Origin of the sequence: Polynucleobacter sp. AP-Nickl1-40-C4 (assembly GCF_035012665.1) — a bacterium.
In the GTDB taxonomy this organism is placed as follows: Bacteria; Pseudomonadota; Gammaproteobacteria; order Burkholderiales; family Burkholderiaceae; genus Polynucleobacter.
In genome coordinates this window covers 67642-93343 of record NZ_JAYGQR010000003.1, presented here as the reverse complement: position 1 = coordinate 93343, position 25702 = coordinate 67642, and the positions used below count along the sequence as shown (strand labels likewise).

Annotated in this window: 26 protein-coding genes and 1 tRNA gene; 9 read left to right on the top strand and 18 right to left on the bottom strand. The window is 46.8% G+C overall.

Annotated elements, in window-relative coordinates:
- Window positions 1–6: 6 nt before the first annotated feature.
- Window positions 7–930 carry an RNA polymerase sigma factor RpoH gene (gene rpoH / locus VC182_RS05000; RefSeq protein WP_416350574.1) on the bottom strand — a complete coding sequence of 308 codons (924 nt, stop codon included), beginning with the start codon at window positions 928–930 and terminating at the stop codon, window positions 7–9.
- A gap of 92 nt (window positions 931–1022) precedes the next feature.
- Window positions 1023–1913: a signal recognition particle-docking protein FtsY gene (ftsY, locus tag VC182_RS04995; protein WP_216155392.1), complete on the bottom strand. Its 891-nt coding sequence runs from the start codon at window positions 1911–1913 to the stop codon at window positions 1023–1025.
- Between the two features lie 63 nt (window positions 1914–1976).
- Between ftsY and VC182_RS04990 the strand changes: the two genes are divergently transcribed.
- Genes VC182_RS04990 through VC182_RS04970 form a run of 5 tightly spaced genes read left to right on the top strand, consistent with a single transcriptional unit; the run spans window position 1977 to window position 6123 of the window.
- On the top strand, window positions 1977–3341 hold the full coding sequence (locus VC182_RS04990) for a pitrilysin family protein (protein WP_323484684.1): 1365 nt from the start codon (window positions 1977–1979) through the stop codon (window positions 3339–3341).
- Window positions 3341–4678 carry a M16 family metallopeptidase gene (locus tag VC182_RS04985; RefSeq protein ID WP_216120185.1) on the top strand — a complete coding sequence of 446 codons (1338 nt, stop codon included), beginning with the start codon at window positions 3341–3343 and terminating at the stop codon, window positions 4676–4678. Before VC182_RS04990 ends, VC182_RS04985 begins: the two co-directional genes overlap by 1 nt.
- On the top strand, window positions 4650–5297 hold the full coding sequence (rsmD, locus tag VC182_RS04980) for a 16S rRNA (guanine(966)-N(2))-methyltransferase RsmD (protein ID WP_323484683.1): 648 nt from the start codon (window positions 4650–4652) through the stop codon (window positions 5295–5297). Before VC182_RS04985 ends, rsmD begins: the two co-directional genes overlap by 29 nt.
- Before the next feature lie 36 nt (window positions 5298–5333).
- Window positions 5334–5831, top strand: coding sequence for a pantetheine-phosphate adenylyltransferase (gene coaD, locus VC182_RS04975; protein ID WP_072582688.1), 498 nt, complete (start codon window positions 5334–5336; stop codon window positions 5829–5831).
- Between the two features lie 25 nt (window positions 5832–5856).
- A complete protein-coding gene (locus VC182_RS04970) occupies window positions 5857–6123 on the top strand; it encodes a YfhL family 4Fe-4S dicluster ferredoxin (RefSeq protein ID WP_072582689.1) in 267 nt (88 codons plus the stop codon).
- A 21-nt stretch (window positions 6124–6144) separates the two neighbouring features.
- Here the strand turns inward: VC182_RS04970 and pth are convergent, their stop codons facing one another.
- From pth to VC182_RS04940, 6 genes are all read right to left on the bottom strand, one after another.
- A complete protein-coding gene (pth, locus tag VC182_RS04965; protein WP_323484682.1) occupies window positions 6145–6735 on the bottom strand; it encodes an aminoacyl-tRNA hydrolase in 591 nt (196 codons plus the stop codon).
- A gap of 111 nt (window positions 6736–6846) precedes the next feature.
- Window positions 6847–7491 (bottom strand): 50S ribosomal protein L25/general stress protein Ctc, encoded by a 645-nt coding sequence (locus tag VC182_RS04960; RefSeq protein WP_072582691.1) that lies wholly within the window; start codon window positions 7489–7491, stop codon window positions 6847–6849.
- A 136-nt stretch (window positions 7492–7627) separates the two neighbouring features.
- Window positions 7628–8593: a ribose-phosphate pyrophosphokinase gene (locus tag VC182_RS04955; protein WP_215321077.1), complete on the bottom strand. Its 966-nt coding sequence runs from the start codon at window positions 8591–8593 to the stop codon at window positions 7628–7630.
- Between the two features lie 54 nt (window positions 8594–8647).
- Window positions 8648–8724: transfer RNA gene (locus VC182_RS04950), tRNA-Gln, on the bottom strand.
- A gap of 5 nt (window positions 8725–8729) precedes the next feature.
- On the bottom strand, window positions 8730–9608 hold the full coding sequence (gene ispE / locus VC182_RS04945; RefSeq protein ID WP_323484681.1) for a 4-(cytidine 5'-diphospho)-2-C-methyl-D-erythritol kinase: 879 nt from the start codon (window positions 9606–9608) through the stop codon (window positions 8730–8732).
- A gap of 11 nt (window positions 9609–9619) precedes the next feature.
- Complete coding sequence (locus VC182_RS04940; RefSeq protein WP_323484680.1) at window positions 9620–11107, bottom strand: lipoprotein insertase outer membrane protein LolB; 1488 nt, start codon at window positions 11105–11107, stop codon at window positions 9620–9622.
- A 35-nt stretch (window positions 11108–11142) separates the two neighbouring features.
- Here VC182_RS04940 and mutM point away from each other — a divergent pair, with 35 nt between their 5' ends.
- Together mutM and mutY are read left to right on the top strand one after the other, a co-directional pair.
- A complete protein-coding gene (mutM, locus tag VC182_RS04935; protein WP_072582695.1) occupies window positions 11143–11979 on the top strand; it encodes a bifunctional DNA-formamidopyrimidine glycosylase/DNA-(apurinic or apyrimidinic site) lyase in 837 nt (278 codons plus the stop codon).
- Complete coding sequence (gene mutY, locus VC182_RS04930; RefSeq protein ID WP_323484679.1) at window positions 11964–13109, top strand: A/G-specific adenine glycosylase; 1146 nt, start codon at window positions 11964–11966, stop codon at window positions 13107–13109. The genes mutM and mutY overlap by 16 nt, the downstream gene beginning before the upstream one ends.
- Here the strand turns inward: mutY and rapZ are convergent.
- The 9 genes from rapZ to VC182_RS04885 all read right to left on the bottom strand — a co-directional run bounded on the left by rapZ (window position 13054) and on the right by VC182_RS04885 (window position 19510).
- Window positions 13054–13944: an RNase adapter RapZ gene (gene rapZ, locus VC182_RS04925; RefSeq protein WP_216243231.1), complete on the bottom strand. Its 891-nt coding sequence runs from the start codon at window positions 13942–13944 to the stop codon at window positions 13054–13056. The genes mutY and rapZ overlap by 56 nt on opposite strands.
- 3 nt (window positions 13945–13947) lie before the next feature.
- On the bottom strand, window positions 13948–14934 hold the full coding sequence (gene hprK, locus VC182_RS04920) for an HPr(Ser) kinase/phosphatase (RefSeq protein ID WP_072582698.1): 987 nt from the start codon (window positions 14932–14934) through the stop codon (window positions 13948–13950).
- On the bottom strand, window positions 14931–15392 hold the full coding sequence (locus VC182_RS04915; protein ID WP_323484678.1) for a PTS sugar transporter subunit IIA: 462 nt from the start codon (window positions 15390–15392) through the stop codon (window positions 14931–14933). The genes hprK and VC182_RS04915 overlap by 4 nt, the downstream gene beginning before the upstream one ends.
- Before the next feature lie 33 nt (window positions 15393–15425).
- Window positions 15426–15749, bottom strand: a complete 324-nt coding sequence (hpf, locus tag VC182_RS04910; protein ID WP_072582700.1) for a ribosome hibernation-promoting factor, HPF/YfiA family — start codon at window positions 15747–15749, stop codon at window positions 15426–15428.
- Between the two features lie 193 nt (window positions 15750–15942).
- Window positions 15943–16710: an LPS export ABC transporter ATP-binding protein gene (gene lptB / locus VC182_RS04905; RefSeq protein ID WP_072582701.1), complete on the bottom strand. Its 768-nt coding sequence runs from the start codon at window positions 16708–16710 to the stop codon at window positions 15943–15945.
- Window positions 16707–17261 carry a lipopolysaccharide transport periplasmic protein LptA gene (gene lptA / locus VC182_RS04900; protein ID WP_072582894.1) on the bottom strand — a complete coding sequence of 185 codons (555 nt, stop codon included), beginning with the start codon at window positions 17259–17261 and terminating at the stop codon, window positions 16707–16709. Before lptA ends, lptB begins: the two co-directional genes overlap by 4 nt.
- A gap of 10 nt (window positions 17262–17271) precedes the next feature.
- On the bottom strand, window positions 17272–17913 hold the full coding sequence (gene lptC, locus VC182_RS04895; protein WP_323484677.1) for an LPS export ABC transporter periplasmic protein LptC: 642 nt from the start codon (window positions 17911–17913) through the stop codon (window positions 17272–17274).
- Window positions 17914–17916: 3 nt separating this feature from the next.
- Entirely contained in the window at window positions 17917–18489 is a 573-nt protein-coding gene (locus VC182_RS04890) for an HAD-IIIA family hydrolase (protein WP_323484676.1), read from the bottom strand.
- A 28-nt stretch (window positions 18490–18517) separates the two neighbouring features.
- A complete protein-coding gene (locus tag VC182_RS04885; protein WP_323484675.1) occupies window positions 18518–19510 on the bottom strand; it encodes a KpsF/GutQ family sugar-phosphate isomerase in 993 nt (330 codons plus the stop codon).
- 11 nt (window positions 19511–19521) lie between these two features.
- On the opposite strand from VC182_RS04885, the gene VC182_RS04880 reads away from it, so the two are divergent.
- Window positions 19522–21504 carry a monovalent cation:proton antiporter-2 (CPA2) family protein gene (locus tag VC182_RS04880; protein WP_323484674.1) on the top strand — a complete coding sequence of 661 codons (1983 nt, stop codon included), beginning with the start codon at window positions 19522–19524 and terminating at the stop codon, window positions 21502–21504.
- 13 nt (window positions 21505–21517) lie between these two features.
- Here VC182_RS04880 and uvrA read toward each other — a convergent pair whose 3' ends face one another.
- A complete protein-coding gene (gene uvrA, locus VC182_RS04875; RefSeq protein ID WP_216243239.1) occupies window positions 21518–24415 on the bottom strand; it encodes an excinuclease ABC subunit UvrA in 2898 nt (965 codons plus the stop codon).
- A 37-nt stretch (window positions 24416–24452) separates the two neighbouring features.
- On the opposite strand from uvrA, the gene VC182_RS04870 reads away from it, so the two are divergent.
- Window positions 24453–25637, top strand: coding sequence for an MFS transporter (locus VC182_RS04870; protein WP_323484673.1), 1185 nt, complete (start codon window positions 24453–24455; stop codon window positions 25635–25637).
- Window positions 25638–25702: the final 65 nt, after the last annotated feature.

The window sequence follows — 25702 nt, the reverse complement described above, 5'->3', positions numbered from 1 at the left end:
GCTTGATTAAGCTGCTTGCAACAGGCCGCGCATCTTTTTGAGAGCGGCCGTTTCAATTTGACGAACACGCTCTGCTGAGATGCCATATTCTCTAGCAAGATCATGTAACGTCTTAGTGCCATTACCTTCGGCATCCATGGCCAACCAACGAGATTGCACAATATTGCGACTACGCTCATCTAAGGCCATCAGTGCTTGGTCTAGCTTCGGGCCTTGCAAGGCATCTGCTTCAGCGCTAGCAATGCGAGCGGTAGGCTCTTGAGAGTTATCCGCTAGCCATTGAATAGGGGCGTAAGCAGATTCATCATCGCTGTCATCGCCTTCTAGAGCGACATCCCCACCAGCAAGGCGCATTTCCATTTCTTTAACATCGGAACCTTTGACATCAAGTGCTTTGGCCAAGGCTTCAACTTCGCTCGGAGTAAGCGCACTTAATGTAGGTTTATTGCTGCGTAAGTTAAAGAATAATTTGCGTTGTGCTTTAGTCGTTGCAGTTTTTACTAAGCGCCAATTCTTGAGAATGTACTCATGAATCTCTGCTTTGATCCAATGGATTGCATACGACACTAAACGTGCACCATTGTTTGGGTCATAGCGTTTAACGGCTTTCATCAAGCCAATATTGCCTTCTTGAATTAAGTCAGCATGCGGGATTCCATAGCCAAGATATTGGCGAGCAACAGAAACTACTAGGCGTAAATGGGAGAGCACTAAAGTTTTAGCGGCATCGACATTTTCAGTGCGACGAAATTCCTGCGCAAGATGTAACTCTTCGGCAGCACTAAGCATTGGCACACGATTAACGTACGAAATGTATGAGTCGAGAGTGCCAACCCCAAGAGTTGGCAGCATCGGAAATGCAGACGCCGACGCAGTCTGCGCGACTGGCAGCGTTTGCAAATTCGGTTTGTCGGATTTCTTTTGAACCATTTTTTTTATAAATATGATGTATTAGTAGAAGTCTATTTTAGCACTCTTGTCAAGAGAGTGCTAATGGTTTTAATGACCTCTAAGCTATTGAATTAATTGAATAATTCAGATGAATATTGTTCTGCTGTGAAGGGGGCTAAATCTTCAATCCCTTCGCCCTTGCCTAGAGCTAGAACAGCGGGTTTTGGGCCATCTTGTAGGGTGTGGGCTAGGGCGCAGATCACTCCGCCCTTAGCGGTGCCATCAAGCTTGGTAACAATGATTCCAGTGAGGCCAAGGGCGGCATGGAAGGCCTTTACCTGGCTCAAGCCGTTCTGTCCGGTATTGCCATCCAAAACAAGCAGGGTGTGGTGAGGCGCCCCAGGTAGCGCTTTACCAATGACACGTTTGACTTTCTTAAGCTCTTCCATGAGGTTGTCTTGGGTAGCAAGACGCCCTGCAGTGTCAATGATGAGAATATCGTTCTTACGAGAGATGGCAGCATGAATGGCGTCGTGTGCAACGGCTGCTGCATCACCACCTTCTTGAGTAATAACGTCAACCTGGTTGCGTCCACCCCACTCCTGAAGCTGGTTACGTGCCGCAGCTCTAAAGGTATCGCCAGCAGCCAAAAGAACTGACTTACCTTGAGACTGAAAGAGTCGGCAGAGTTTGCCAATAGTCGTAGTCTTGCCGGCTCCATTTACCCCTACAACCAACCACACCTCTGGGGTGTTAGGCTTATCACTTGTAAACAGTGGGTTTGGTAAAGGTTCAATAGCAGTTAATAGAGCGCTGACTTCTTGAATGAGAAGAGCTTGTAACTCCTCTGGGCTAGAAGCCTTTTCAGACTTTGCTGCTTTACGTAGTTTGGTGATGAGTTGTTCGGTCGTAGGCAGACCCACATCACTTTGAATGAGTGATTCTTCTAAAGTTTCAAACCAAGATTCATCAATCTTGCTTGATTTAAAAAGGGATCCGAGGGTTTTACGTAAGCCGAACATAATCGATACAATTTAAACCTTGCATCTTATCAATTTAATTCTAGGGATATGGTGATTTAGCAGATGCTTTCCAATTTACTTCGAATTTCCTTTTTATTCTTTGTATTTAGTCAACTTACTTGGGCTGCTGGTCCTGATTCAGAGGATACGCATGAGTATCAGTTGAGCAATGGCCTCAAATTGATTGTCAGGGAAGATCATCGTGCGCCAACGGTAGCTCATATGGCTTGGTATCGTGCTGGATCAATGGATGAGGTCAATGGGAAGACGGGCGTTGCACACGTGCTTGAACATATGATGTTTAAGGGTACCGACAAAGTGAAGGCAGGCGAATTTTCTCGCTTGGTAGCCGCGGTCGGTGGGCGCGAGAATGCATTTACCTCGCGCGATTACACCGCTTATTTTCAGCAAGTTGAAAAATCAAAATTAGAAGACGTGATCAAGCTTGAAGCGGATCGTATGTCTAACCTCAATTTTGATGATGCAGAATTCTTAAAAGAAATTCAGGTCATCATGGAAGAGCGCCGTTTACGAACAGAAGACAATCCTAGTAGTTTGCTCAACGAATCATTAATGGCAACTGCTTATATGAGCTCCCCATATCGCCATCCGGTCATTGGTTGGATGAATGACTTAGAGAATATGAAAGCATCCGATGCGCGAGATTGGTATCGCAGTTGGTATAAGCCAAACAATGCAACCGTAGTCATCAGCGGTGATGTGGATGCTAAAAAAGTGTTGAATATGGTGGAGAAGTACTACGGCGCTGCCGCTGCTCATGAGTTGCCAGTGCGTAAGCCACAAATTGAGTCGCCTCAAAAAGGGATTAAGCAGGTTCAGGTAAAGGCGCCAGCTGATAGCGCTCAATTGGCCATGGCTTGGAAGGTGCCCCGTCTCGAGCCTGGCAAGCTGGATGACCCCGAGCCATATGCCTTAGAGCTTCTGACAGCAGTGCTGGATGGCTATGACAATGCCCGCTTAAACCGCACTCTCGTTAAGCAGGAAAAAGTAGTGAATGATGTGGGTGTGGGCTACGACATGATTTCTCGTGGGCCAGAACTATTTTTAATTAGCGCCACGATGGCTAAAGGAAAAACAGTCGATCAGGCTCAGGCAAGCATCCGCAAGGCGCTTGACGAATTAAAGCAAAAAGGAATTCTGGAGTCTGAACTCAAGAGAATTAAGGTACGAATTCTGTCTGAGCAAATCTATAAACGGGATTCTATCTTTGGCCAAGCAATGGAAATTGGCAGCACAGAGATGGCAGGATTTTCTTGGAAGGACATCGATTACATGCTAGAGAAAATGCAAACCATTACACCTGAGCAAGTGCAGGCAGTTGCAAAAAAATATCTGGTTGATGAGGGTTTGACGATTGCGGTATTGGATCCTCAGGCGCGTCAAACTGCAGGTAAGGAGAGCAAGTGATGAATGTCTTCGTTAAGAGTATTTCAGTTTGTCTCTTTACTTTTTGCTTGTTTAGTAACGCGCACGCCATCTTGCCGATTGAGAAGTTAGATTCTTATAAGGGCGCCAAGGCATATTTAGTACAAACCAAAGCGCTGCCGATGGTAGACATTGAAGTGAGCATTGATGCAGGCGATCGCTACGACCCTGCTGGCAAAAGTGGCCTAGCCGATATGGTTGCAGGCCTGATGAATTATGGGGTGAAGAGCGAAAAAGGGGTTCTCACTGAAGCTCAAATAGCTGATGAAATCGCTGATCTTGGAGCTAATATTGGCTTATCTGTGAGCGGCGAGCGAGCAATCTTGCGCATTCGCAGTTTGAGTCGAAAAGACTTGCGCGATAGAGCGGTACAACTAGCCGCTGCTATGTTGAGCGCGCCGACTTACGATTCAAAAATTGTTGAGCGTGAGAAACAAAGAACGATAACGAGTTTGCTTGAGGCGGAAACTAAGCCCGAGTTTGTTCTCGAACGTCGTTTTAAAAAATCAGTGTATGGAAACTATCCCCTAGCTGATTCGCCAACAGTGAAATCAGTTGCTGCTGTAAGCGTGAATGACTTGGTGCAATTTCATAAGCAGTTTTATCGCGGTGACCGCATGATTGTGAGTATTGTTGGCGATATTGATCGCGCTCAAGCAGAAGAAATCGTCAAAGCTTTGTTAAAGCAGATTCCTGCTTCAGGTCAGCCCATCGCAAAGTTGCCTGAACTCGAGCGCTCTCCCGTAGAGCCTCTGGCGCAAAGAGAAATTCAAATTCCTTTTGACTCTCAGCAGGCTCACATTGCTATGGGGATGACGGCGGTTGCTCGCAACAACCCTGATTACTTCCCCTTACTGGTTGGTAACTATGTTTTAGGCGGGGGCGGTTTTGTCTCTCGCTTGATGGCTGAGGTGCGTGAGAAGCGCGGTCTGGCATACAGCGTGTTTAGTTACTTTATTCCTGGAAAAGAGAATGGCATTTTTCAAGCGGGTCTACAAACCAAGAGTGATCAGGCTGCGCTGGCTTTAGAGGTGATGAGTTCTACCACTGCTCAATTTATCGCCGATGGACCTACTCCATCTGAGCTTGTGGCTGCTAAAGCAAACTTAGTGAATGGTTACCCGCTGCGGATTGATAACAATCGTAAGTTGTTGGATAACGTCTCTTCAATTGCATGGAATGACCTGCCGCTCGATACGATGGATGTATGGACTAAGCAAGTTGAGGCGGTAACTTTAGAGCAGGTAAATGCTGCATTCAAAAAATATCTTGCAATGGATCGTATGAAGATTGTTGTATTGGGAGCAAAAAATAAATAAGCTCAATAAAGCAAACAAGCCTCTAAAGTCTGAGCCGCCGAAGAAGGTGCGGATTATTGGCGGCAACTGGAGAAGTCGTTTGCTAACGGTTTTGGATCTTCCTGGCCTACGCCCTACAACTGATCGTATTCGGGAAACGCTATTTAATTGGCTAGGACAAGATTTAACAGGTTTACGATGCCTAGATCTTTTTGCCGGTACCGGTGCTTTGGGTTTTGAGGCCGCATCAAGAGGTGCTGCATTAGTAGTATTACTTGAGAAAGAAAAAAGGGCTTGCGCAAATTTAACGGCCAATTTTGCCTTATTGCAGTCTTCGCCGGCCGTTGGCCTCGTAGAAATTTTGCAACGAGATAGCCTTGAGTTTATAAAGCAGCAGGCGGATCGTTCCAGCAATTTAATTTTTATTGATCCACCATTTCAGGATTCGGGCTTATTAGATCGCGCCGTTATCCAGGCAGCTAGGGTGTGTGATGACTCTGCAGGCGGTGGTATTTATGTGGAATTTCCCTCTAGCCGTCCACGCGAGGAGGTAGAGGCCCTACTACCGGACTGGCATTGTGGAAAATACTTAGAGGCTGGACAGGTAAAAGCTTGTCTATTTCGGAGTGGAAGAGGCTAAACTCTTGCCTGTAGCCGATAAAGCCTTAGGAACGTTATGACAGTTGCCGTATACCCTGGAACATTTGATCCATTTACTCGTGGTCACGAGGACTTGGTTCGCCGCGCATCGAGCATTTTTACGGAGTTGATTGTGGGTGTTGCCGACAGTCGCAGCAAACGTCCATTCTTCAATTTAGAAGAGCGCATTGCTATCGCTAAGGAAGTGCTTGGCCACTATCCGAATGTAAAAGTCGTTGGCTTTACTGGCTTATTAAAAGATTTTGCACGCGAGCATCAAGCGCGCGTGATCGTACGGGGTTTACGCGCCGTATCCGATTTTGAATACGAGTTCCAAATGGCAGGTATGAATCGTTACCTGCTTCCTGATGTCGAAACGCTGTTCTTAACCCCATCCGATCAGTATCAATTTATCTCAGGCACTTTCGTACGTGAGATTGCTTCAATGGGTGGTGATGTGAGTAAGTTTGTTTTTCCATCAGTGGAAAAATGGCTCGTCAGGAAAATTGCTTCAGGTACTCAGAATAAAGAGTGACCAAATGAAATTTGGCGAGTAAATCATGGCATTAATGATCACGGACGAATGCATCAACTGCGATGTCTGCGAGCCAGAGTGTCCGAATGATGCTATTTACATGGGTTTAGAGATTTATGAAATTAATCCTGATAAATGTACTGAATGCGTAGGTCACTATGATGCCCCCCAATGTCGCCAGGTCTGTCCAGTCGACTGCATTCCATTTAATCCTGAGCATACCGAAACTCAAGAGCAGTTAATGATGAAGTTCACGCTTTTAACTGCTGCCAAAAAAGCCAATACAGCTTAACTGAGCAGCTTGGTTCAGTACTTAGTCCTTGGAGTGCAACTCCATCATGGCGGTTTGAGTGTCGCCTTTTAAAAAGAGCGGCAAAATTTGCAGACCATTTTCAATGCTGGCATCAATGAGTTTTTGCTCGGCTAATTGAGGTCTACGTAATACATAATCTGCAACATCCATAGGGTGTCCATCACCAGCTGCATCTCTGGGGTGGCCAATGCCTAAGCGTAAGCGCCAATAATCTGGGGTACTTAAATGCGCTTGGATATCTTTCAAGCCATTGTGGCCGCCAGTGCCGCCACCTAACTTCAGGCGTGCAGTACCAGGCTTTAAATCCAGCTCATCTTGGACCACCAAAATATCTGCAGGAGTGATTTTGTGAAAGCGGCATAGCGCGCCAACAGATTGACCACTGAGGTTCATGTAAGTGCTTGGCTTGAGTAAGTAAAGATCTTCGCCTTCCCATTTAGCTTTAGCCACTTTGCCATGAAAGCGTTTTTCAGATTCAAAACGAGTGCTTAGTTGTTTTGCCATTGCGTCAACAAACCAGAAGCCAGCATTGTGCCGATCTTCTTCATGCTCATCTCCAGGGTTGCCCAGGCCAACAATTAATTTAGTCATGCTGAGAGTTTAAAGATATAAAAGCATTTCGCCAAAAAAGAATGAAAACTGGGGGCAATAAAAAAGGCCCGCTTGCGCAGGCCTTCTTGTACAAGCGATTGAGCTAAGTAATTAAGCTTTATCCTTTGGCGCTTCAGCTGCAGGGGCAGCCGCTGCTGGTGCAGCAGGCGCATCTGTAGGCTCAGCAGCTTTAACTGCTGGGATACGTGCGTTAGCAAGTACTGGGTTCTCTTGCTCAACATGTAATACCAAAGTAACGCCTTTTGGCAATGCGATGTCTTTAGCATGAATACCATGACCAACTTCAATCTTCGCCAAGTCCACTTCAATGAACTCTGGCAAGTCTGCTGGCAAGCAAGAAACTTCAATTTCAGTAAGGATGTGGCTAATAACGGCACCTTGCAATTTCACAGCAGCTGAAGTGTCAGCATTAGTGAAGTGCAATGGAACGCGCATATGAACTTTCTCAGACGCGGATACGCGCTGGAAGTCAATGTGCAATACCAATGGCTTGAATGGATGCATTTGGTAATCGCGCAACAACACTTTTTGTGTCTTGCCGCTAATTTCCAAATCCAAAATGGATGAGTGAAATGCTTCCTTGCGGAGAGCATGGAACAACGCGTTATGGTCTAACTCGATGACCAAGGCTGGATCTTTACTACCGTAAACGATTCCCGGAGTTTTTCCGGAATTGCGCAGACGGCGGCTCGCACCCGTTCCCTGTACGCTTCTTTCAAAGGCAACTACTTTCATGATGATTTTCCTAGTTAAGGTTAATTTCCGTTCGCGACCAAACAGAAAAGCCTTCGATTATATCGTGGGAAAGGGTGTTTTTGCCTGCAAAAGGCTTAAAACTGCCAAAAACCAGGGTAAAACGGTGATTTTTGGCTTATTCAGCAAACATCGACATCACTGAATCACCTTTGCTAATGCGGGAAAGGGTTTCAGCGAGGATCGGAGCAACGCTCAATTGGCGAATTTTGGATACTTTCATGGCCTCTGCGGTCAAGGGGATGGTGTCAGTAACAACCAACTCATCCAATTCAGAAGCAGCAATACGAGCTACAGCACCGCCTGAGAGCACGGCGTGAGTACAGTAAGCGGTAACGCCCTTAGCACCACGCTCTTTAAGCGCTTCAGCGGCTTTACAGAGGGTTCCACCAGTATCGATGATGTCATCCATGATGACGCAATGGCGGCCTTCTACTTCGCCAATAAGGTGCATTACTTCGGATACGTTTGCTTTAGGACGGCGTTTATCAATAATTGCCAAATCAGTGCCTAATTGCTTAGCCATTGCACGGGCTCGAACCACACCACCAATGTCTGGAGACACGATGATCAGATCTTTTTTAGTTTTCTGCGCTTCTAAGTCAGCCAAAAGAACTGGAGAAGCATAAATGTTGTCTACCGGGATATCGAAGAAACCCTGAATTTGGTCGGCATGCAGATCCATGGTCAAAACACGCTCAATGCCAGCTACTGACTGAAGCATGTTGGCCACAATGCGAGCGGAAATAGCTACGCGAGCAGAGCGAGGGCGGCGGTCTTGACGGGCATAACCGAAGTAAGGAATCACTGCGGTTATACGGCTTGCAGATGCTCGTTTCAGAGCATCAATCATGATCATGAGTTCCATCAAGCTGTCATTAGTAGGTGCGCAGGTTGATTGGATCACCACGACATTTTTGCCGCGAACGTTCTCTTGAATTTCTACTTGAATCTCACCATCAGAGAATCGGCCAACAAAGGCTTTTCCCATTGGGAGTTTGAGTTCTTTGGCTACAGCCTCAGCCAAAACGGGATTTGCGTTGCCTGTGAAAAGAGTCAATAAATCTGCGTTTGTGGAGGACATAGTCTTATGGGTTTTGTGGGGTCAAAAGGTTATCTTTATCGTTTCTACAGTACTTGGCAGGGGAAGAAGGATTCGAACCTTCGCATGCTGGAATCAAAATCCAGTGCCTTAACCAGCTTGGCGATTCCCCTACAGGTCAATCTGAAGAAATCAAATTGTAAGCGGGATTTTTATTTAGCCCCCGAACAACCCGACCTACCCACCCTTCAGGAAGATTTTGCAGAAGATTTTCTAGTTTTGCGGTATCAGTCTTAGGGTCTAAGACTGCAAAAACGCTACTTCCAGAGCCAGACATTCGGGGCTGTGAGCCCGGTACTGCCTGGATAATCCAATCCAAAGCTTGCTTCACTTCTGGGCAAATCCGCATCGCTACGGCCTGACAATCATTTGATTGATACAACAATGGCGATGCAAGAAAGCCATCAATTGTAATCTGAGCGTGATCTCGGGTCAATTCCGGGTCTTGAAAAATGCTTACGGTTGCGATGCCCTGATTGGGAAATATCACCAAAAAATCAGGGGTTTGGAGGGAAATTTCTTGAATTTTCTCCCCAATGCCTTCAACAAAGGCATTTTGACCAAAAATGAAGAAGGGGACATCGGCACCGAGCTGAAGCCCAAGGTTGCAAAGTATTTCTTTGGAGAGATTGAGATTCCAAAGGGCGTTAAGACCAATCAATGTAGTTGCTGCGTCAGAGGAACCACCCCCCATACCTGCACCCATCGGGATTTCTTTGTGAAGATTAATTTCAACACCAGCCTCAATCTTGCAAAATTCTTTTAGTAAATTAGCTGCGCGAACTACCAAATCTTGCTCGGGCGGAACTCCGGGAATGGGATTAATGCGGCGCACTTCATTTTCAGCAATGCTTTTTAAGTGGATGGTGTCACACCAGTCAATCAGTTGAAAGACGGATTGGAGTAAGTGATAACCATCCGCTCTACGTCCGACGATGTGTAAAAAAAGATTGAGCTTAGCCGGCGAACGAAGAAATAAAGAATCGGATTTCGCCATTATTATTTTGCTTAGTCATTCGGGCGGTCAAACACGAGACGTATATCAATCGAGCCGATATTCGAGGTACGTGTCATCGTGAGCTTTTCGAGGCGATTGGTATTGCTCCAGGTATATACCAAGTCCCAGCCATCCTGACTAATTTTGCTTACTTGACCATTTGCATCTCTATCAACACTTGCCTCGCTTCCAGGACGCACTTCGCCTCTTAACCAGTTTGATAATCCGCGCGCTGGTAGTGGTAGGCCTAATGTGTTTTGCAATAAGGTGTCTGCATCAACTGCAGTAACTACTTTGCCATCACTTTCGAGTGTGGCTTCACCCGGCGTAATAGTAATTTTTGCAATCGAGCCACCCATGGGATTGCGTATTTCTAAAACATCCTTTAATGCTTCTTGGGACAAGGTAAAACCACCAGAGCCACCTTGGTTTTGTGACTCAGTTAAGCCGATGACTTTGACGGCAAAGCGCCCATCCCATGAGTTCTTAGATGCTTGGTCATCCGTTGCCCAGTCTGGCTTTAGGCGTTGCAAAGTTTCTTTCAGGGTTGGATTATTAGCGTCTATTTTTTGTCCCTGGCGCCACATCTCTTCAGCTTCCGCACGGCGATTCATGACCCATAACACTTCACCAGTATGAGCCGCAATATCCGCTTCTGGTTTCATAGCAAATGCTTGTTGTAATTGTTCTAATGCAAGGGTATTTTTACCTAGACGAAAATTGACCCAGCCCAAGCTGTCCAAAATAAAACTATCTTTTGGAGACAGCTGATGCGCTTTACTGATGAGCGCATATGCTTCAGGTAACTTCATATTGCGGTCGGCTAAAGAATAGCCAAGGGCATTAAGAGAATTTACATCGTTTGGGTTCTTGCGCAAAATGTCACGCAGTGTTTTTTCCATCACATCTATATGACCTACTTTTTCAGCAGACATGGCATAGGTATAAAGTAGGCCTGGATCTTTGAGTGGAATCTTGACGGTAGATGCGATTTCATAAAAAGCGCGTAAAGCATCCGACTCATCTTTCGCTTTAGCAAGCAATGCTTGTAATTGCAAAAGAGTATTTTCTTGTTCCGCGGGAGTTTGTTGGCGCAATAAAGTAATTGCTGGCTTGACAGCATCAGACCAGCGATTACTTAAGATCAATAGCGTTACCAGGACTTCTTTAGGTTTGGTATCCGAAGCTGGAGAGAGTTCATCCCAAGTTTTTGCTGCTTGCATAGCTAAATCTGGGGATCCTCCAGCAATTGCAATTTCCATCGCTCTTTGGGCTAGCCTGGGGTCCTGGTATTGGCGCGCCATCTCCAGATAGGTGTTGTAAGCCAAGCCAGCCTCACCCCGCTGAAGGGCGATTTCGGAGGCGAGCACCTCAAACACCGCTTCGCCAGTTTGCAATCCATTTGCCTGGGTTTGGGCATGGGCTGTTGAAATGACTCCACCAGTGAGGGCCGCCAGGAATAAACCCTTTAAAAGAGGTTTCAGTGTGAATTTACTCATAAGCACATTCTAATCCGCGAATCTACAATCCATTTATGCCAGAACTTCCAGAAGTAGAAGTCACCCGATTAGGAATCGCCCCCCATCTGGAGGGGCGCAAGGTCAGCGCCGTCAAGATTATTGATGGACGCTTGCGTTGGCCAGTGCCCGCCAACCTCTCTAAAAGCTTGCCTGGGCAAACAGTGCATGCCATTGAGAGGCGTGGGAAGTATCTTTTATTAGAAATGGATACGGGCTACTTGCTGATTCATTTGGGGATGACGGGAACTTTGCGTGTACTCCCAGGTTCGGACCCCCTCAAGATTCATGATCGCGTGACGCTAGAGTTCGGTAAGTTCAGCTTGCGTTTGCATGACCCACGAAAATTTGGTGCCGTTTTATGGCATCCCAAATCAAAAGGTCCCATTGAAGCATTTGCGCTTTTGCAAAAGTTAGGCGTTGAGCCATTTTCTCCGGAGTTTGCGGGTGAGCTGGGCGCGGATATTTTGTATCAAAAATCCCGCAAACGCAGTGTTGCTGTGAAGCAGTTTCTTTTGGCAGGGCAAGCGGTTGTCGGTGTTGGCAATATTTATTGTTCTGAAAGTTTATTTGAGGCGGGTATTCATCCAGCTAAAGCTGCAGGAAAGCTCACACGTCCGCAATGTTCTCGTTTGGCTGAAGCGGTGAGATTGATTTTGAAAAAAGCTATTGCAGCTGGCGGTAGTAGTTTGAAAGATTTTGTAAATAGCGATGGTGATCCTGGGCACTTTATGGTCCAAACCAAGGTCTATGACCGCAAAGGCTTGCCATGTAAGGTGTGTAAGTCGCCTATTAGTCAGATAGTGCAGGGCCAGCGCTCCACTTATTTTTGTACTCAATGTCAAAAACGCTGATCAACACATTTGCATCAAAGCTTGTTGCTTGGCATGCGATCAGTGGGCGCTCAGGTTTGCCTTGGCAAGGTAATCGAGACCCTTATGCAGTGTGGGTTTCAGAAATCATGTTGCAACAAACTCAAGTGGCTACGGTCCTTGAGCGCTACCCACGTTTTATGAAACGCTTTCCAACGGTTAAAAAATTAGCCGCTGCTGATATCGATGAGGTATTGGCTGAGTGGGCGGGATTAGGGTATTACTCGCGCGCGAGAAATCTACATGTTTGCGCAAAGCAGGTCATGACAGAGTTCGGCGGCAAGTTCCCAAGTGACCCCATTTTGCTTGAGCAATTAAAAGGGATTGGGCGATCTACAGCTGGCGCAATCGCTGCATTTGCTTTTCATGAGCGAGCACCTATTTTGGATGCGAATGTGAAACGCATTCTGGCACGTTTATTTGCGATTGAAGGTGCGATACAAGATAAGAAGATCAACGATCGACTGTGGGATTTAGCAATAGATTTACTACCAACTAAGCCTACAGATATGCCGGTCTATACCCAGGCACTGATGGACTTTGGCGCTACTTGGTGTACGTCACGCAAACCAGTATGTTTAGGGTTAGAAAAAAAATGCCCATTCGCAAAAGACTGCCAAGCCAATTTAAGCGGTCAAGTCCTTTTGCTTCCACAAAAAACCAAGAAGACCAAATCCCCAGAATTTGATTGCAATATGTTGTTGATGCGTTCGGCTAACTCCATCCTCTTGCAAAAGCGCCCGAGTAATGCCATTTGGGGTGGTCTATGGTCTTTGCCTGAAGGACCGTGGACCCCTAGGGTAGCTCGTGCAAAAGTTGTTGAGATAAGCCCACAGGAATTATTGGCAGCTACATTGCCCGAAGAAAAATCGGCAGCACTTACAAAAGCTTGTAAAGCCATAAATCAGGCCGAAGAAATTAAGCATGTCTTTACGCACCGCAAATTGTGGATGCAGATATGGCAGGTAGGCGCTCCAAAAGAGTTGGTCTTTTTAAATCCAGATCTGAAGTGGGTCCCCTTGGCTCAGCTAGGGCGCCATGGCTTGCCGCAGCCGATTAAGCTTTTGCTGCAGGGATTGAATCTAGTTCGCGGTGACGATCTAAAAAATTAAGCTGCAAGTCCATCAGGTCCTTTTGGGCCCGGAAGTGTTCGCTCAGGCGGCCTACGAGATAGACAGAGCGATGTTGGCCGCCAGTACAACCAATGGCAACCGTTAAATAACTGCGACCATCAGCAATGTAATGGGGCAACCACTTGTTAATGAATTGGGTGATGTCGGATTCCATGCTCCTGACTTCTGGAATTTTTTCCAGAAATTCCTTAACGGGCTTGTCGTTGCCGGTCAGTGGTCTGAGTGCTTTGTCATAGTGGGGGTTTGGTAGACAACGCACATCAAAAACTAAGTCCGCTTCGCTGGGCACGCCCTTTTTAAAACCAAATGACTCAAAAACTACTGTGAGACCTACCGGTTTGTCTTTGAGGAGATCTTGAATCCAGGAACGCAATGCATGAGCAGGTAGGTTGCTGGTATCGATGCTGTGCGCTTGGGCACGTAAGGGCTCGAGCAAATTACGCTCTTTATCAATTGCCTCAATCAGAGTTGCCGATTGAGATTGTTTGCCATTAGTAGATAAGGGGTGGCGACGACGGGTTTCTGAGAAGCGTTGCACCAAAGTATTGGTATCGGCATTCAGGAATACCACTCTGACCTGATGATTTTTGCGTAGGTTCTCGAGAATGGACGGCAAGTTTGCAATAGATTGTCCGCGACGAGCATCTATGGCGACCGCAACTTGTTCGCACTTTTCTTTTTCAAGAGTGGAGATGAGGTTTTCGAGAAGTGAGACGGGAAGATTGTCTACGCAGTCATAGCCAGCATCTTCAAAAGCCCTCAGGGCTACTGATTTACCTGAGCCTGATATTCCGGTAATCAGATTGATCTGCATAGCTTAGAGTAGGCGTCCTTGGGACTTTGATGACTCTGACTCCGCATTCATCTGAATACGTTGACGCTCGATAAATTCTTTTAAGGTATCGATACCGCGCAATTGCAAAATGGTATTGCGTACAGCAGCTTCAACTAGTACGGCTAAGTTGCGACCTGCAGCAACCTGAATTTTGACCGTACGAATAGGGATGCCTAGTACGTCGATATGCTGGGCCTCAAGGGGTAGACGCTCAAATTCGCCATCGGTTCTGCGAACGAGCTGAACAATCAGGCGTAGTTTTAATTTACGACGCACTGCTGTTTCACCAAAGATCGTCCGAATATCGAGCAATCCCAGTCCACGTACCTCAAGTAGGTTGCGCAAGATGACGGGGCAGCGACCCTCAATGTAATCAGGTCCAAGACGTGCAAAGTCAACTGCATCATCGGCTACCAATCCATGTCCACGAGAAATAAGTTCGAGGCCTAATTCACTTTTACCTAGGCCAGATTCGCCAGTAAGAAGCACACCCAAGCCCAAAATGTCCATGAAGACACCATGCATGGTGATTTGAGGGGCACCAATTTTGGTTAAGTAAGTGCGTAAATGATCAATTACTTCCGCAGCAGAAATGGCGGTGGTGAATAGCGGTGTTGAGGAGCGCTGGCAGAATAGTTGCAAGTCTGGATCCGCACTCTTACCATCAGCCACAATGACACAAGGAGGCATCTTGGAGATCAAACTGGCAATTTGCTCTTGCCTTTGTTTTGGCTCCAGAGCTGCGTGATATTCAACCTCTTGTTCGCCGAAGATTTGAATACGGCTTGGGTGAATAAGGTTTAAGTGACCTACTAAGTCGGAGCTGGCTGCAGCTATTTTTACAGCTTCTGGAGGGAAGGTGCGGTCGGCACCTTCAAGACCGCCAATCCAAGACAACTTTAATTCTGAAACATTGTCATCAAAAATCTGCTGAGCAGTTACTCCTTCTAGGAGTAATGGCTGAGTCATTTTGCTGTACCCCAGTGTTGTAAGAGTGCGCCAACCTTTAAGGGGTCTGCAGTAGACGATAAGGTCTCGCGAGCATCTGCATCCGACAGCAACTGAGCAATCGAAGACAAAATTTCTAAATGTTGTTGGGTGGCTTTTTCTGGGACTAGCAAGAAAATCAAGATGGAAACCGCTTCACCATCCGGAGCTGCAAACTCAATAGGGTTTTGCAGTCTCATAAAAGCGGCACTTGGCTGCTTTAGGCCTTTCACACGTCCGTGAGGGATGGCTACACCAGCGCCGAGGGCGGTAGAGCCTAAATCTTCACGAGCATTGAGGAACTCTATAACGGAGTTTGCTGCTATTCCTGTTTGTTTAGAAAATAGTTCTCCAGCGGCTGCAAATGCATCAGCCCTGCTTGTGGCGAGGATATCTAATGCAATGCAGTCGGGAGTAAAAAGATTGGTCAGGGCATTCATGTGAATTGATTATAGGTGTCCTGACGTACTAGATCACTCAAAATGCTTTTCGTGGTGATGATCTTGAATCTTTTCTTTGTGTTTGACAACTTGACGCTCTAACTTATCAACCACTGCATCCATAGCGTGATAGAGGTCAGCATTGTGTGCTTCAGCGAACAGATCTTTCCCTTTAAGGTGAATGGTGATCTCGGCGCTTTGACGCAGGTCCTTCTCTTTGGCTTTATCTACTACCAGGAAGGCAGACGCATCAATGACGTGATCGAAGTGCTTACGAATTTTGGTTAGACCCGCCTCAAGATGAGAGCGCATGGCAGGGGTAACTTCCACGTGACGGCTATTAATTTTCAAATTCATTAGCGACTCCTTTTATAGATGCTATAGATGCGTGCGCATAGTCATGCCCGGGGTGCGCAGCAAGCCCCTGAAATTTTTTGTGCTGTTTTTTTTGGAAAATAAACCATGAGCCTCCAGCGTATCAGCGAATTTGCCGAAAACCAAGAGGGAAGTGCAATTTTTATTACTTTAAAAGCAGGAAGCCTTGTTTGACTTACATCCGGAAGTTTTCGCCCAGATAGACTCTGCGGACAGCATCGTTCTGAATAATCTGATCAGGCTTACCTTCAGCCAATACGCTACCTTCGCTGATGATGTAGGCGTGGTCACAGATGCCCAGGGTTTCGCGGACGTTGTGGTCGGTAATCAGTACCCCAATTTGGCGGTCCCGCAGGAAGCGCACAATGCGCTGGATTTCCCCAACAGCAATAGGGTCAACACCAGCAAAGGGCTCATCTAGCAGGATAAATTTTGGCTGGGAAGCTAGCGCTCTCGCAATTTCTACCCGCCTACGTTCACCACCCGATAGGGAGAGGGCTGGGTTATTGCGCAGATGACTGATTTGGAGTTCGCCTAAGAGCTCATCAAGGCGGTTAGCAATTTCGGCCTTAGTAAGGGGTTTGCCGCCTTGAGCTTGAAGCTCTAAGACTGCCTGAATATTTTCAGCTACGTTGAGCTTTCTAAATACAGAGGCTTCTTGTGGCAAATAGGAGAGACCCATTCGAGCGCGCTCATGAATCGGTAAATGCGTAATATCTGCGCCATCTAAAACGATATTTCCACCATCGAGTGGGACTAGTCCAACAATCATGTAGAACGAAGTTGTTTTGCCTGCTCCATTTGGGCCGAGTAGTCCTACCACTTCCCCACATCTAACTTGTACGGATACATCACGAACCACGGTTCTTGAGCCATACCGTTTTTGTAGGTTATGGGCGCTTAGTGTGGGCGCATTATCGATGTGGGCTAAATCCGCTGTCATTTCTCTAGGGTTGCTTTTCGTCTTGGTGAAAGGATGGCTCTTGCTAAGGGCAGATCATCCGGTTTTGCATCTTTAGGAGGTGTGACATGATAGTACTGCTTTACATCATCGTACTCAATTTTCCAGCCCTTTAATTGATCAAGCATTTGCATATTGAGCAAGCGCTTCAAGCTGGCATCGCCTGTCAACGTCAGAAATTCTGTCTTGGCATCATAGGTAACCTGGGCGCCGCGTCCTTGCATGAACTCATCCGCAAGACCTTCGCGACGTTGTCTAAAGCTTGCAACCGTTTCCGGAGTACCCACGACATCGACAAACTCATAACCCTGAGGATCCACTTCAATGTGGCCATCCTCACCAGTAACAATAATGCTGCCTTTGATCAGTAGCACCTGACCATTGAGGTCATAGATTTGCTTAACGTCGTTTACAGAAACTTTTTCTGCTTCCAGAATGACTGGTTTGTCTTGGTCTGCTTTTTCTGCGAACGACAAAGATGCAAGGGAGAGCCCAAAGCTTAGGAGCGCAAGGCGAACCAATAAAATTTTCATTGGCACCATTTTATTGGTGGCTCCGTGGGGCGCGCTCAATACGTCCTTTAACTTGGCCGCTGAGCACCATACTTTGTTCGACGTTGTTAAACACACCACCTTCAGTGGAATTCATAATCGACATGCCCTGCTCAAGGGTAATTGGCCGATCGGTTTCAATAATGTCATCGTTAATGAGCACTTTAAAATAGCTTGAACTGGCTAACATTCTTAAGGTGGCTGACTGTGATTCAGTTGCTTCTTGAGCTGGGCGAAAGATGCTGGCGTTATCGTATAAATCAAGGATGGTGAGATCACCATCGAGATGTCCGGTATCCGACTTCACGGTTACAGGCGCTTTCTCAGCTTGGAACAGGCGCATGCGCGGTGTCAGGATATCGATAGAGGCATCGTCATCATAGTGTGTGACTTTGACGCCCAACACTCGGTATTTAGTATTGCCCAATTCATTAAGAGCGGATAGTGCACCATCTTTGATGGTGTAGTCAGGCTCATGCAGGCGCACGCGTTCTAAAGGAGATTTTTCTGGCGGAGTATTTTTTTCGACCAGCCAAAAAGTAGCCAGCGTGAGTGCCCCCATCAAAATCAAGGGCAGCAGGCGCAACAGAGCGCGACCGATGCCCACTTTAATTTGCTGAGGCTTTAACTGCATTGCTTAGTTACGAGCCTTAAGAAGTAATTCTTCATAGCGATTCTGTGCTTTAAGAATCAGGTCACATACTTCACGTACCGCACTATTACCGCCATTGCGTGTCGTCACCAAGTGGGAAAATTCTTGGACAGCTTCATGACCTTGTGCCGGGCAAATTCGAAAGCCTGCATTTTTCATCATTTGCATGTCTGGCCAATCGTCACCCATAACAGCGCAGTCAGCCGCAGTCAGCCCCAGAGATTGAAGAACTTCTTTCAGGGCAATAGCTTTTTTTTCAACACCCATGTGAACATGTTTAATACCAAGCTCTTCACAGCGTGCCAAAACCATTTTAGAATTTCTGCCGGTAATGATGGCAGTCGGAATGCCGCATTGCTCTAATAATTTGATGCCTAAGCCATCTTGAATATCAAAGGCCTTTAAAGATTCTTTGCCATCAGAACCAATCCAAACTTGTCCATTTGTTAATACGCCATCAACATCCAATACCAAAAGCCTCACTTTGCCTGCGCGCTCCCAGGCCTGTGGGTATTGAGCTAGAGGGTTGGTCTTGTGAGTATTGAAAGCACTAGGCATGAAAGGGAAACTCGATTACGAATGGAAATTAAATGACTTTGGCTGCAAATAAATCATGTAGATTTAATGCGCCCAACAAATGACCTTGGTTATCTGTCACCACTAAATGATTGATGCGATGTTTCTCCATCATCTCGATCGCTTCTTCAGCAAGTAACTCTGCTGGAATGGTACGAGGATCGGCAGTGGTCGCACTCTTCAGTTTGATGCCGCCAAGGTCGGTAGTTTTTTCCAAAAGGCGACGCAAGTCACCGTCAGTCAATATACCAAATACTTTTTTGTTGGCATCTAGGATAACCACCATACCCATGCGCTTCGAGGTCATCTCTAACAAGGCATCTTGTAGAGACGCATCAATGGAGATCTTAGGCGTGTCTGCAAGGCTACGCATTACTTCGCTGACATGCATTAATTGCTTGCGACCTAGTCTGCCACCAGGATGAGAGCGAATAAAGTCTTCAGCTTTAAAGCCGCGTGCATCTAGTAAGGCAACAGCTAGTGCATCGCCCATGGCTAGTGCAGCAGTAGTGCTAGTTGTAGGCGCCAGATTCAATGGACACGCCTCTTTTTCAACACTGGTATCTAAATGCGCGTCTGCCAATTTGGCAAGAGAGGAATTTGGAGCGCCAGTGAGAGCAATAAGTTTTGCGCCAGTGCGTTTTACGATTGGCACGATAGTCAAAAGCTCATCTGTCTCGCCGGAATTAGAAAGGGCGACAAAAACATCATCTCTAGTAACCATGCCTAAGTCTCCGTGGCTGGCTTCAGCGGGATGAACAAAAAATGCCGGGGATCCTGTGGAGGCAAAGGTAGCGGCAATTTTGCGGGCAATATGACCTGATTTGCCGATTCCAGAAACTACGATTCTGCCTTTGCAGCCATGTAAAAGCTCAACCGCCAGGACGAGGGCATCAGCATTAGCGCCCTCAAGGCGATCACGCATAGTTTGCAGTGCAGCAGCCTCAATAGTGAGGGTGTCGCGCGCAAGCTTTAGGGTACGTTCACGAGTCTTAGCTATCATCAAGTAAGTATATGCCGTCAGTCCTTCAATTAACCCTCATTCTCCTGGCCTCGGGTGTGGCCGGAGTGGTTATTTTCCGCTATTTTGGCTTACCCCCCATTTTGGGCTATTTGGCCATTGGTGTGCTGATTGGGCCTAATGCCCTGGGCTTGGCGAATGATTCAGCCACAGTGAAGTATTTGGCTGAATTTGGCGTGGTTTTCTTGATGTTCTCGATTGGCTTGGAATTCAACCTGCATAAATTAAGGGCAATGCGATCGATCGTATTTGGCCTTGGTGGCAGCCAAGTCATTCTGACAATGCTTTTAGCAATCCCAGCCAGTTTGCTAATGAATTGGATTTATCCCATCTCTTGGCATGCTGCGATCGCCTTAGGTGGTGCGCTGGCAATGTCATCAACTGCAATTGTGACCAAGCTGATTTCTGATCGCGCTGAATTAGAGACAGAGCATGGTCGCAATGTCGTGGGTATTTTGTTATTCCAGGATTTAGCAGTGGTCTTCCTGTTGATCCTATTACCATCGCTCGGGAAAAATCCTTCCGATTTGTTCGTTGCGTTAACTGCAGCGTCTATCAAAATCACCATCGCCTTGGTATTGATTTTCTTCATTGGCCAAAGCTTGATGAGCCATTGGTTTAAGTTGGTTGCTAAGTTGCGCTCACAAGAGTTGTTCATGCTCAATCTGTTGTTGATTGTTTTGGGTATGGCGGCGCTTACCGAGCACTTTGGTTTGTCGCTAGCGCTTGGTGCGTTCTTAGCTGGCATGTTGATTTCTGAAACGCCTTACCGCCATCAAGTGGAAGAGGATATCAAGCCGTTTCGCGATGTTTTGCTCGGCCTCTTCTTTGTGACGATTGGCATGTTGCTCGATTTCAACGTCATTCGTGAGCAGTGGTTATTGGTTTTGGTTTTACTCGTTGGCCCACTCATCTTCAAGTTTGGCCTTATTGCTTTGCTATCACGGAGCTTTGGCTCTAGTCCTGGCATCTCCATTAGAACGGGCTTGTGCTTAGCTCAAGCAGGTGAATTCGGCTTTGTTTTGCTCAATCAAATTGATGGCCTGGATCTAATTGATCCCACCTTGAGTCAAGCAGTATTGGCAGCGATGTTGATCTCCATGTTCTGCGCACCATTCCTCATTGAATATAGCGATCGCATTGCGATGCGTTTTGCCAGTAACGAATGGTTACTGCAATCGCTTGCATTAACTCGTGTTGCTTCCAAGAGTGTTCGTAATGAAAACCATGTGGTCATTTGTGGCTTCGGTCGTTCAGGTCAAAGTTTGGCCCGCATGCTTGATCAAGAAAAAATTCCATACATTGCCTTGGATTTAGATCCTGATCGCGTTAAAGAAGCTGCGGCTGCTGGCGACAATGTAGTTTATGGCGACGCTAGTCGTGAAAACTATTTAGTAGCTGCTGGCCTTTCAAGGGCAAAGGCGGTCGTGATTACTTATGCCGATACCGCAGCAAGTATGCGAGTCTTGCGTCAGGTAGAGCGCTTACGTCCTGGTATGACGGTATTGGTGCGTACTAGAGATGATGCGGATATCGCCAAGTTGCAGGCAGCTGGAGCTACTGAGGTCGTGCCCGAACTCATTGAAGGTAGCTTAATGATCGCCTCCCATGTTCTATTGATCATGGGTGTGCCAATGCGTAAGGTAGTGAGACGCATCACAACAGCAAGGGAAGAGCGCTACAGCCTATTGAGGGGCTACTTCCGCGGATCTGCGGACGATGACTTTGGCTCCAATGAATCTTGGCGTTTACATGCCATTACGCTGCTGCCCCAGTCAAAAGCGATTGGTAAAGCTTTAGGCGAGCTTGACCTAGAGAAAGAAGGCGTCAATGTTCAGGCAGTACGTCGCAAGGGTCGAAACGCAGATTATGTGAAGTTGGACCCCATTCCGGATCTCAAGCTTGAGGCCAACGACATTTTGGTGATCTCAGGCAATTCAGAAGCTACCGACTTGGCTGAAGCTAAATTACTCTGAGATCTGTTAGCGCCTACTTTTTCTTTTTACTGGCTACAGGAGTGGGCGCTTTGCGAGTTAGTAATGGCGCTAAGTAGTGACCTGTAAAACTTAATTCATTTTTCGCGACGTCTTCTGGTGTGCCGGTAGCAATGATTTGCCCACCACCGGCGCCGCCCTTAGGCCCTAAGTCAATAATCCAATCCGCAGTCTTAATCACATCAAGGTTGTGCTCAATGATGACAATCGTATTGCCTTGTTTCTTGAGTGTTTGAATCACAGTTAGCAACAACTGAATATCGTGGAAATGCAAACCAGTAGTTGGCTCGTCCAAGATGTATAGGGTTCTTCCGGTGTCACGCTTGGAGAGTTCAAGAGAGAGTTTTACGCGTTGTGCTTCACCGCCGGATAAAGTAGTTGCACTTTGTCCAAGCTTCACATAGCCCAGGCCTACGTCCAGCAATGTTTTGAGTTTGCGCTTAACAACGGGTACCGCTTCAAAGAACTCATGGGCTTGTTCGATTGTCATCGAGAGTACTTCATGAATATTCTTACCCTTGTAGCGAATATCTAAAGTCTCACGGTTGTAGCGCTTGCCGTGACAAACGTCACAAGGAACATAGACATCTGGTAGGAAGTGCATCTCTACTTTGAGGACGCCATCACCCTCACAAGAATCACAGCGACCGCCCTTCACGTTAAAGGAGAAGCGACCTGCTTCATAGCCCCGTTCACGTGATGCAGGAACGCCTGCGAAGAGTTCTCTAATCGGGGTAAATAGTCCCGTGTAGGTAGCAGGGTTAGAGCGCGGCGTTCTACCAATCGGGGATTGGTCAACACTAATGACTTTATCGAAATGCTCTAGACCCTTCATTGCATCGTGTGCTGCAGGCTCTGCATTAGAACCATAGAGGTGTTGAGCAACAGCATGATGCAGGGTGTCATTAATTAAGGTGGATTTACCAGAGCCTGATACACCAGTCACGCAAGTTAACAAACCAACGGGGATTTTTGCATGAACAGATTGCAAGTTATTGCCGCGCGCACCAATGATTTCTAAAAAGCGATCATTTACAGGAATACGTTTTTCTGGAACCGCAATTGCTTCACGGCCGGCAAGGTAGGCACCAGTTAAGGAATTCGGGTTTGCTTCTACTTCGGCAGGTGTGCCTTGAGCTACTACTTCGCCACCATGAACGCCAGCACCAGGACCGATATCAATAACCCAGTCAGAGGCGCGAATCATATCTTCATCATGCTCAACAACTAAAACACTATTACCTAAATCACGCAGGTGCTTCAGGGTGCCAATCAGGCGATCGTTATCGCGTTGATGCAGGCCAATAGAGGGTTCATCCAATACATACATTACCCCTGTTAGTCCAGAGCCAATCTGACTTGCCAGGCGAATACGCTGGGCTTCTCCACCAGAAAGAGTGTCAGCACTGCGCTCGAGGGAAAGGTAATCTAGGCCTACGTCATTTAAGAAGCGTAAACGTGCGCCAATCTCTTTGACGATCTTGTCAGCGATTTCTCGTTTAGCGCCTTTGAGTTCCAGTGTTTCAAAATATTCTTTGGCCTCTTTGAGTGGTAGGGCACTAATTTCATAGATGGCACGCGATTGTTTCTTCTCACCCACTTTGACAAAGCGCGCTTCTTTGCGCAAACGGCTGCCGTTACATTCTGGGCAGGTTTGAACATTTTGATAGCGTGATAATTCTTCACGAACTGTCATGGAATCGGTTTCGCGATAGCGTCTTTCAAAGTTGGCAACAATGCCTTCGAAAGCGTGTTCGCGAATGCTGTTCTTACCACGCTCATTGATGTACTCGAAAGGAATAGTGACATCACCAGATCCCAAGAGAATCAGATCTTGCTGCTTTTTGTTGAGCGTCTCAAATGGCTTCTCCACATCAAAGCCGCCATGCTTAGCCAGGGTCTGAAGGAGTTTGAAGTAGAACTGATTGCGGCGATCCCAGCCTTTAATAGCGCCTGAAGCGAGCGATAAATCAGGGTGCGCAACGATACGCTTTGGATCAAAGAAGGATTGGTGTCCAAGTCCATCGCATGAAGGGCAGGCACCCATTGGGTTATTAAAGGAGAAGAGGCGCGGCTCTAATTCTTGTAAGGAGTATGAGCAAACTGGGCAAGCAAACTTGCTGGAGAAAATCATCTCTTTGCCAGTATCCATATCGACGATCATGGCTTTGCCATCCGCCAAACGTAAGGCTGTCTCAAAAGATTCTGCCAAACGTTGCTGAATATCAGGGCGCACTTTAATGCGATCTACTACTACTTCAATAGAGTGCTTATCGTTCTTTTTGAGAGTTGGTAATTGATCCACTTCAAAAATCTCGGCTTTCGCTACGTTTGCTGTACCACCACCAGAGCGCACACGGAAGCGCACAAAGCCTTGTGCCTGCAGGTCTTGAAAGAGATCAACGAATTCACCTTTGCGCTCGCTCACGACGGGAGCCAAAATCATCAACTTCGTATCTTCAGGCATCGAGAGTACGGTATCGACCATTTGAGAAACGCTTTGTGCTTCTAAAGGTAGATCGTGATCTGGGCAATGGGGCGTGCCTGCGCGGGCAAATAACAAACGCAAGTAATCATGAATTTCAGTGACGGTACCAACGGTCGAGCGGGGATTGTGGCTAGTGGCTTTTTGTTCAATCGATATCGCTGGAGACAGCCCTTCAATCGTATCGACATCTGGCTTTTCCATGAGTTGTAAAAACTGACGGGCATAAGCTGAGAGAGATTCCACGTAGCGGCGTTGGCCTTCTGCATACAGCGTGTCAAAAGCCAATGAGCTTTTGCCTGAGCCAGATAAGCCAGTAAGGACGACGAGCTTCTCTCTAGGGATGTCTAGATTGATGTTTTTGAGGTTGTGGGTGCGGGCACCGCGGATCTTGATTTCGTTATTCATGATTTTTTAGCGTAACTTGTTAATATAGCTCTTTCCCATGAATCCTTCTGAACTTCGCTCCACTCTGGCCTTAGCAGGCATATTTGGCCTCCGTATGCTGGGCCTATTCTTGCTATTGCCCATCTTTAGCCTCCATGCGCGTGGCTTGCCGGGTGGTGAGCACGCCCTTTGGGTCGGTTTGACTCTCGGAATCTTTAATATTATTCAGGCCTGTTTTTACATCCCTTTAGGCCGTTTATCGGACCGAATTGGGCGTAAACCCGTTGTTTTATGGGGTCTATCCCTGTTTGTGGCCGGAGCCTTAATTTGTGCTGCCAAAGATGATTTGCTCTGGATTGCGATTGGCCGGGGGGTCATGGGTGCTGGTGCCGTCTCAGCAGCGATTTCTGCCTGGGTAGCAGATTTGACTCGCGAGCAGGTGCGCACGCGAGCTATGGCATTGGTTGGCGGCAGTATTGCCCTCTCGTTTGCTTTGTCTTTAGTGATTGCCGCCCCGATTTATCGAGCGATTAGTCTGAGTGGAATTTTTATCGTTCTAGCAGTCTTGGGTGTGATTGCGATGTTTGTCACTTATTACGTTTTGCCAACGAGTGCGCCTGAAGCAAAAGTTCAACAGGCTTCATTGAAAGAAGTTTTCTTTCGTCCGGACTTGATGCGCTTGAATCTCGGTGTATTTGTATTACATGCAACTCAAGTTGCGATGTTCTTAGTAGTCCCTAGATTGTTAGTGCAGGCGGGATTACCGCTTTCTTCACACTGGGAAATTTATCTTCCTGTAGTGCTACTGTCATTTGTCTTCATGGCACCCGCAATTATTTATGGTGAAAAGAAGCAGAAGTTAAGAACCATTTTGTTAGTCGCAATTGTTTTGTTGCTGGTTGCAGAATTGATTTTTACGCAAGCCAATTCAGTGTTGACGATTGCAACTGCATTGCTGGTTTATTTTGTAGGCTTCAATCTGCTCGAAGCCTTACAGCCTTCTTTGGTGTCTCGTTTTGCTAAAGAATCCAAGGGCACCGCATTAGGCGTTTACAACACTACGCAATCGATTGGTTTGTTCTCAGGGGCGGTCATTGGGGGTTATTTGATGGATAGCCATGGTGATTTATCGGTCTTTGCCATGGGCGCAGCACTCTTGGTTTGCTGGCTTATAATTGCTTGGTCGATGGGTGAAATGCCAACGAGAGCAACAGATTCTAAGGATGTAAGCACAACGACATAACCGCAGCTTCATTGATTAAATTAAAGCGAGCAGTTTATTTTTTAGCAGTAATAACAGTAGTATTT

Excerpts from the sequence above, each read along its gene's own strand:
- VC182_RS04890 (WP_323484676.1), bottom strand. The coding sequence starts at position 18,489 with ATGCCTAGTGCTTTCAATACTCACAAGACCAACCCTCTAGCTCAATAC.
- rpoH (WP_416350574.1), bottom strand. The coding sequence starts at position 930 with ATGGTTCAAAAGAAATCCGACAAACCGAATTTGCAAACGCTGCCAGTC.
- VC182_RS04870 (WP_323484673.1), top strand. The coding sequence starts at position 24,453 with ATGAATCCTTCTGAACTTCGCTCCACTCTGGCCTTAGCAGGCATATTT.
- VC182_RS04915 (WP_323484678.1), bottom strand. The coding sequence starts at position 15,392 with ATGAATGCCCTGACCAATCTTTTTACTCCCGACTGCATTGCATTAGAT.
- mutM (WP_072582695.1), top strand. The coding sequence starts at position 11,143 with ATGCCAGAACTTCCAGAAGTAGAAGTCACCCGATTAGGAATCGCCCCC.
- VC182_RS04960 (WP_072582691.1), bottom strand. The coding sequence starts at position 7,491 with ATGAAAGTAGTTGCCTTTGAAAGAAGCGTACAGGGAACGGGTGCGAGC.
- lptB (WP_072582701.1), bottom strand. The coding sequence starts at position 16,710 with ATGACAGCGGATTTAGCCCACATCGATAATGCGCCCACACTAAGCGCC.
- VC182_RS04885 (WP_323484675.1), bottom strand. The coding sequence starts at position 19,510 with ATGATAGCTAAGACTCGTGAACGTACCCTAAAGCTTGCGCGCGACACC.
- VC182_RS04970 (WP_072582689.1), top strand. The coding sequence starts at position 5,857 with ATGGCATTAATGATCACGGACGAATGCATCAACTGCGATGTCTGCGAG.
- rapZ (WP_216243231.1), bottom strand. The coding sequence starts at position 13,944 with ATGCAGATCAATCTGATTACCGGAATATCAGGCTCAGGTAAATCAGTA.
- VC182_RS04990 (WP_323484684.1), top strand. The coding sequence starts at position 1,977 with ATGCTTTCCAATTTACTTCGAATTTCCTTTTTATTCTTTGTATTTAGT.
- coaD (WP_072582688.1), top strand. The coding sequence starts at position 5,334 with ATGACAGTTGCCGTATACCCTGGAACATTTGATCCATTTACTCGTGGT.
- uvrA (WP_216243239.1), bottom strand. The coding sequence starts at position 24,415 with ATGAATAACGAAATCAAGATCCGCGGTGCCCGCACCCACAACCTCAAA.
- mutY (WP_323484679.1), top strand. The coding sequence starts at position 11,964 with ATGTCAAAAACGCTGATCAACACATTTGCATCAAAGCTTGTTGCTTGG.
- VC182_RS04940 (WP_323484680.1), bottom strand. The coding sequence starts at position 11,107 with ATGAGTAAATTCACACTGAAACCTCTTTTAAAGGGTTTATTCCTGGCG.
- VC182_RS04985 (WP_216120185.1), top strand. The coding sequence starts at position 3,341 with ATGAATGTCTTCGTTAAGAGTATTTCAGTTTGTCTCTTTACTTTTTGC.
- ftsY (WP_216155392.1), bottom strand. The coding sequence starts at position 1,913 with ATGTTCGGCTTACGTAAAACCCTCGGATCCCTTTTTAAATCAAGCAAG.
- VC182_RS04955 (WP_215321077.1), bottom strand. The coding sequence starts at position 8,593 with ATGTCCTCCACAAACGCAGATTTATTGACTCTTTTCACAGGCAACGCA.
- lptC (WP_323484677.1), bottom strand. The coding sequence starts at position 17,913 with ATGCAGTTAAAGCCTCAGCAAATTAAAGTGGGCATCGGTCGCGCTCTG.
- pth (WP_323484682.1), bottom strand. The coding sequence starts at position 6,735 with ATGACTAAATTAATTGTTGGCCTGGGCAACCCTGGAGATGAGCATGAA.
- VC182_RS04880 (WP_323484674.1), top strand. The coding sequence starts at position 19,522 with ATGCCGTCAGTCCTTCAATTAACCCTCATTCTCCTGGCCTCGGGTGTG.
- lptA (WP_072582894.1), bottom strand. The coding sequence starts at position 17,261 with ATGAAAATTTTATTGGTTCGCCTTGCGCTCCTAAGCTTTGGGCTCTCC.
- hpf (WP_072582700.1), bottom strand. The coding sequence starts at position 15,749 with ATGAATTTGAAAATTAATAGCCGTCACGTGGAAGTTACCCCTGCCATG.
- ispE (WP_323484681.1), bottom strand. The coding sequence starts at position 9,608 with ATGGCGAAATCCGATTCTTTATTTCTTCGTTCGCCGGCTAAGCTCAAT.
- hprK (WP_072582698.1), bottom strand. The coding sequence starts at position 14,934 with ATGACTCAGCCATTACTCCTAGAAGGAGTAACTGCTCAGCAGATTTTT.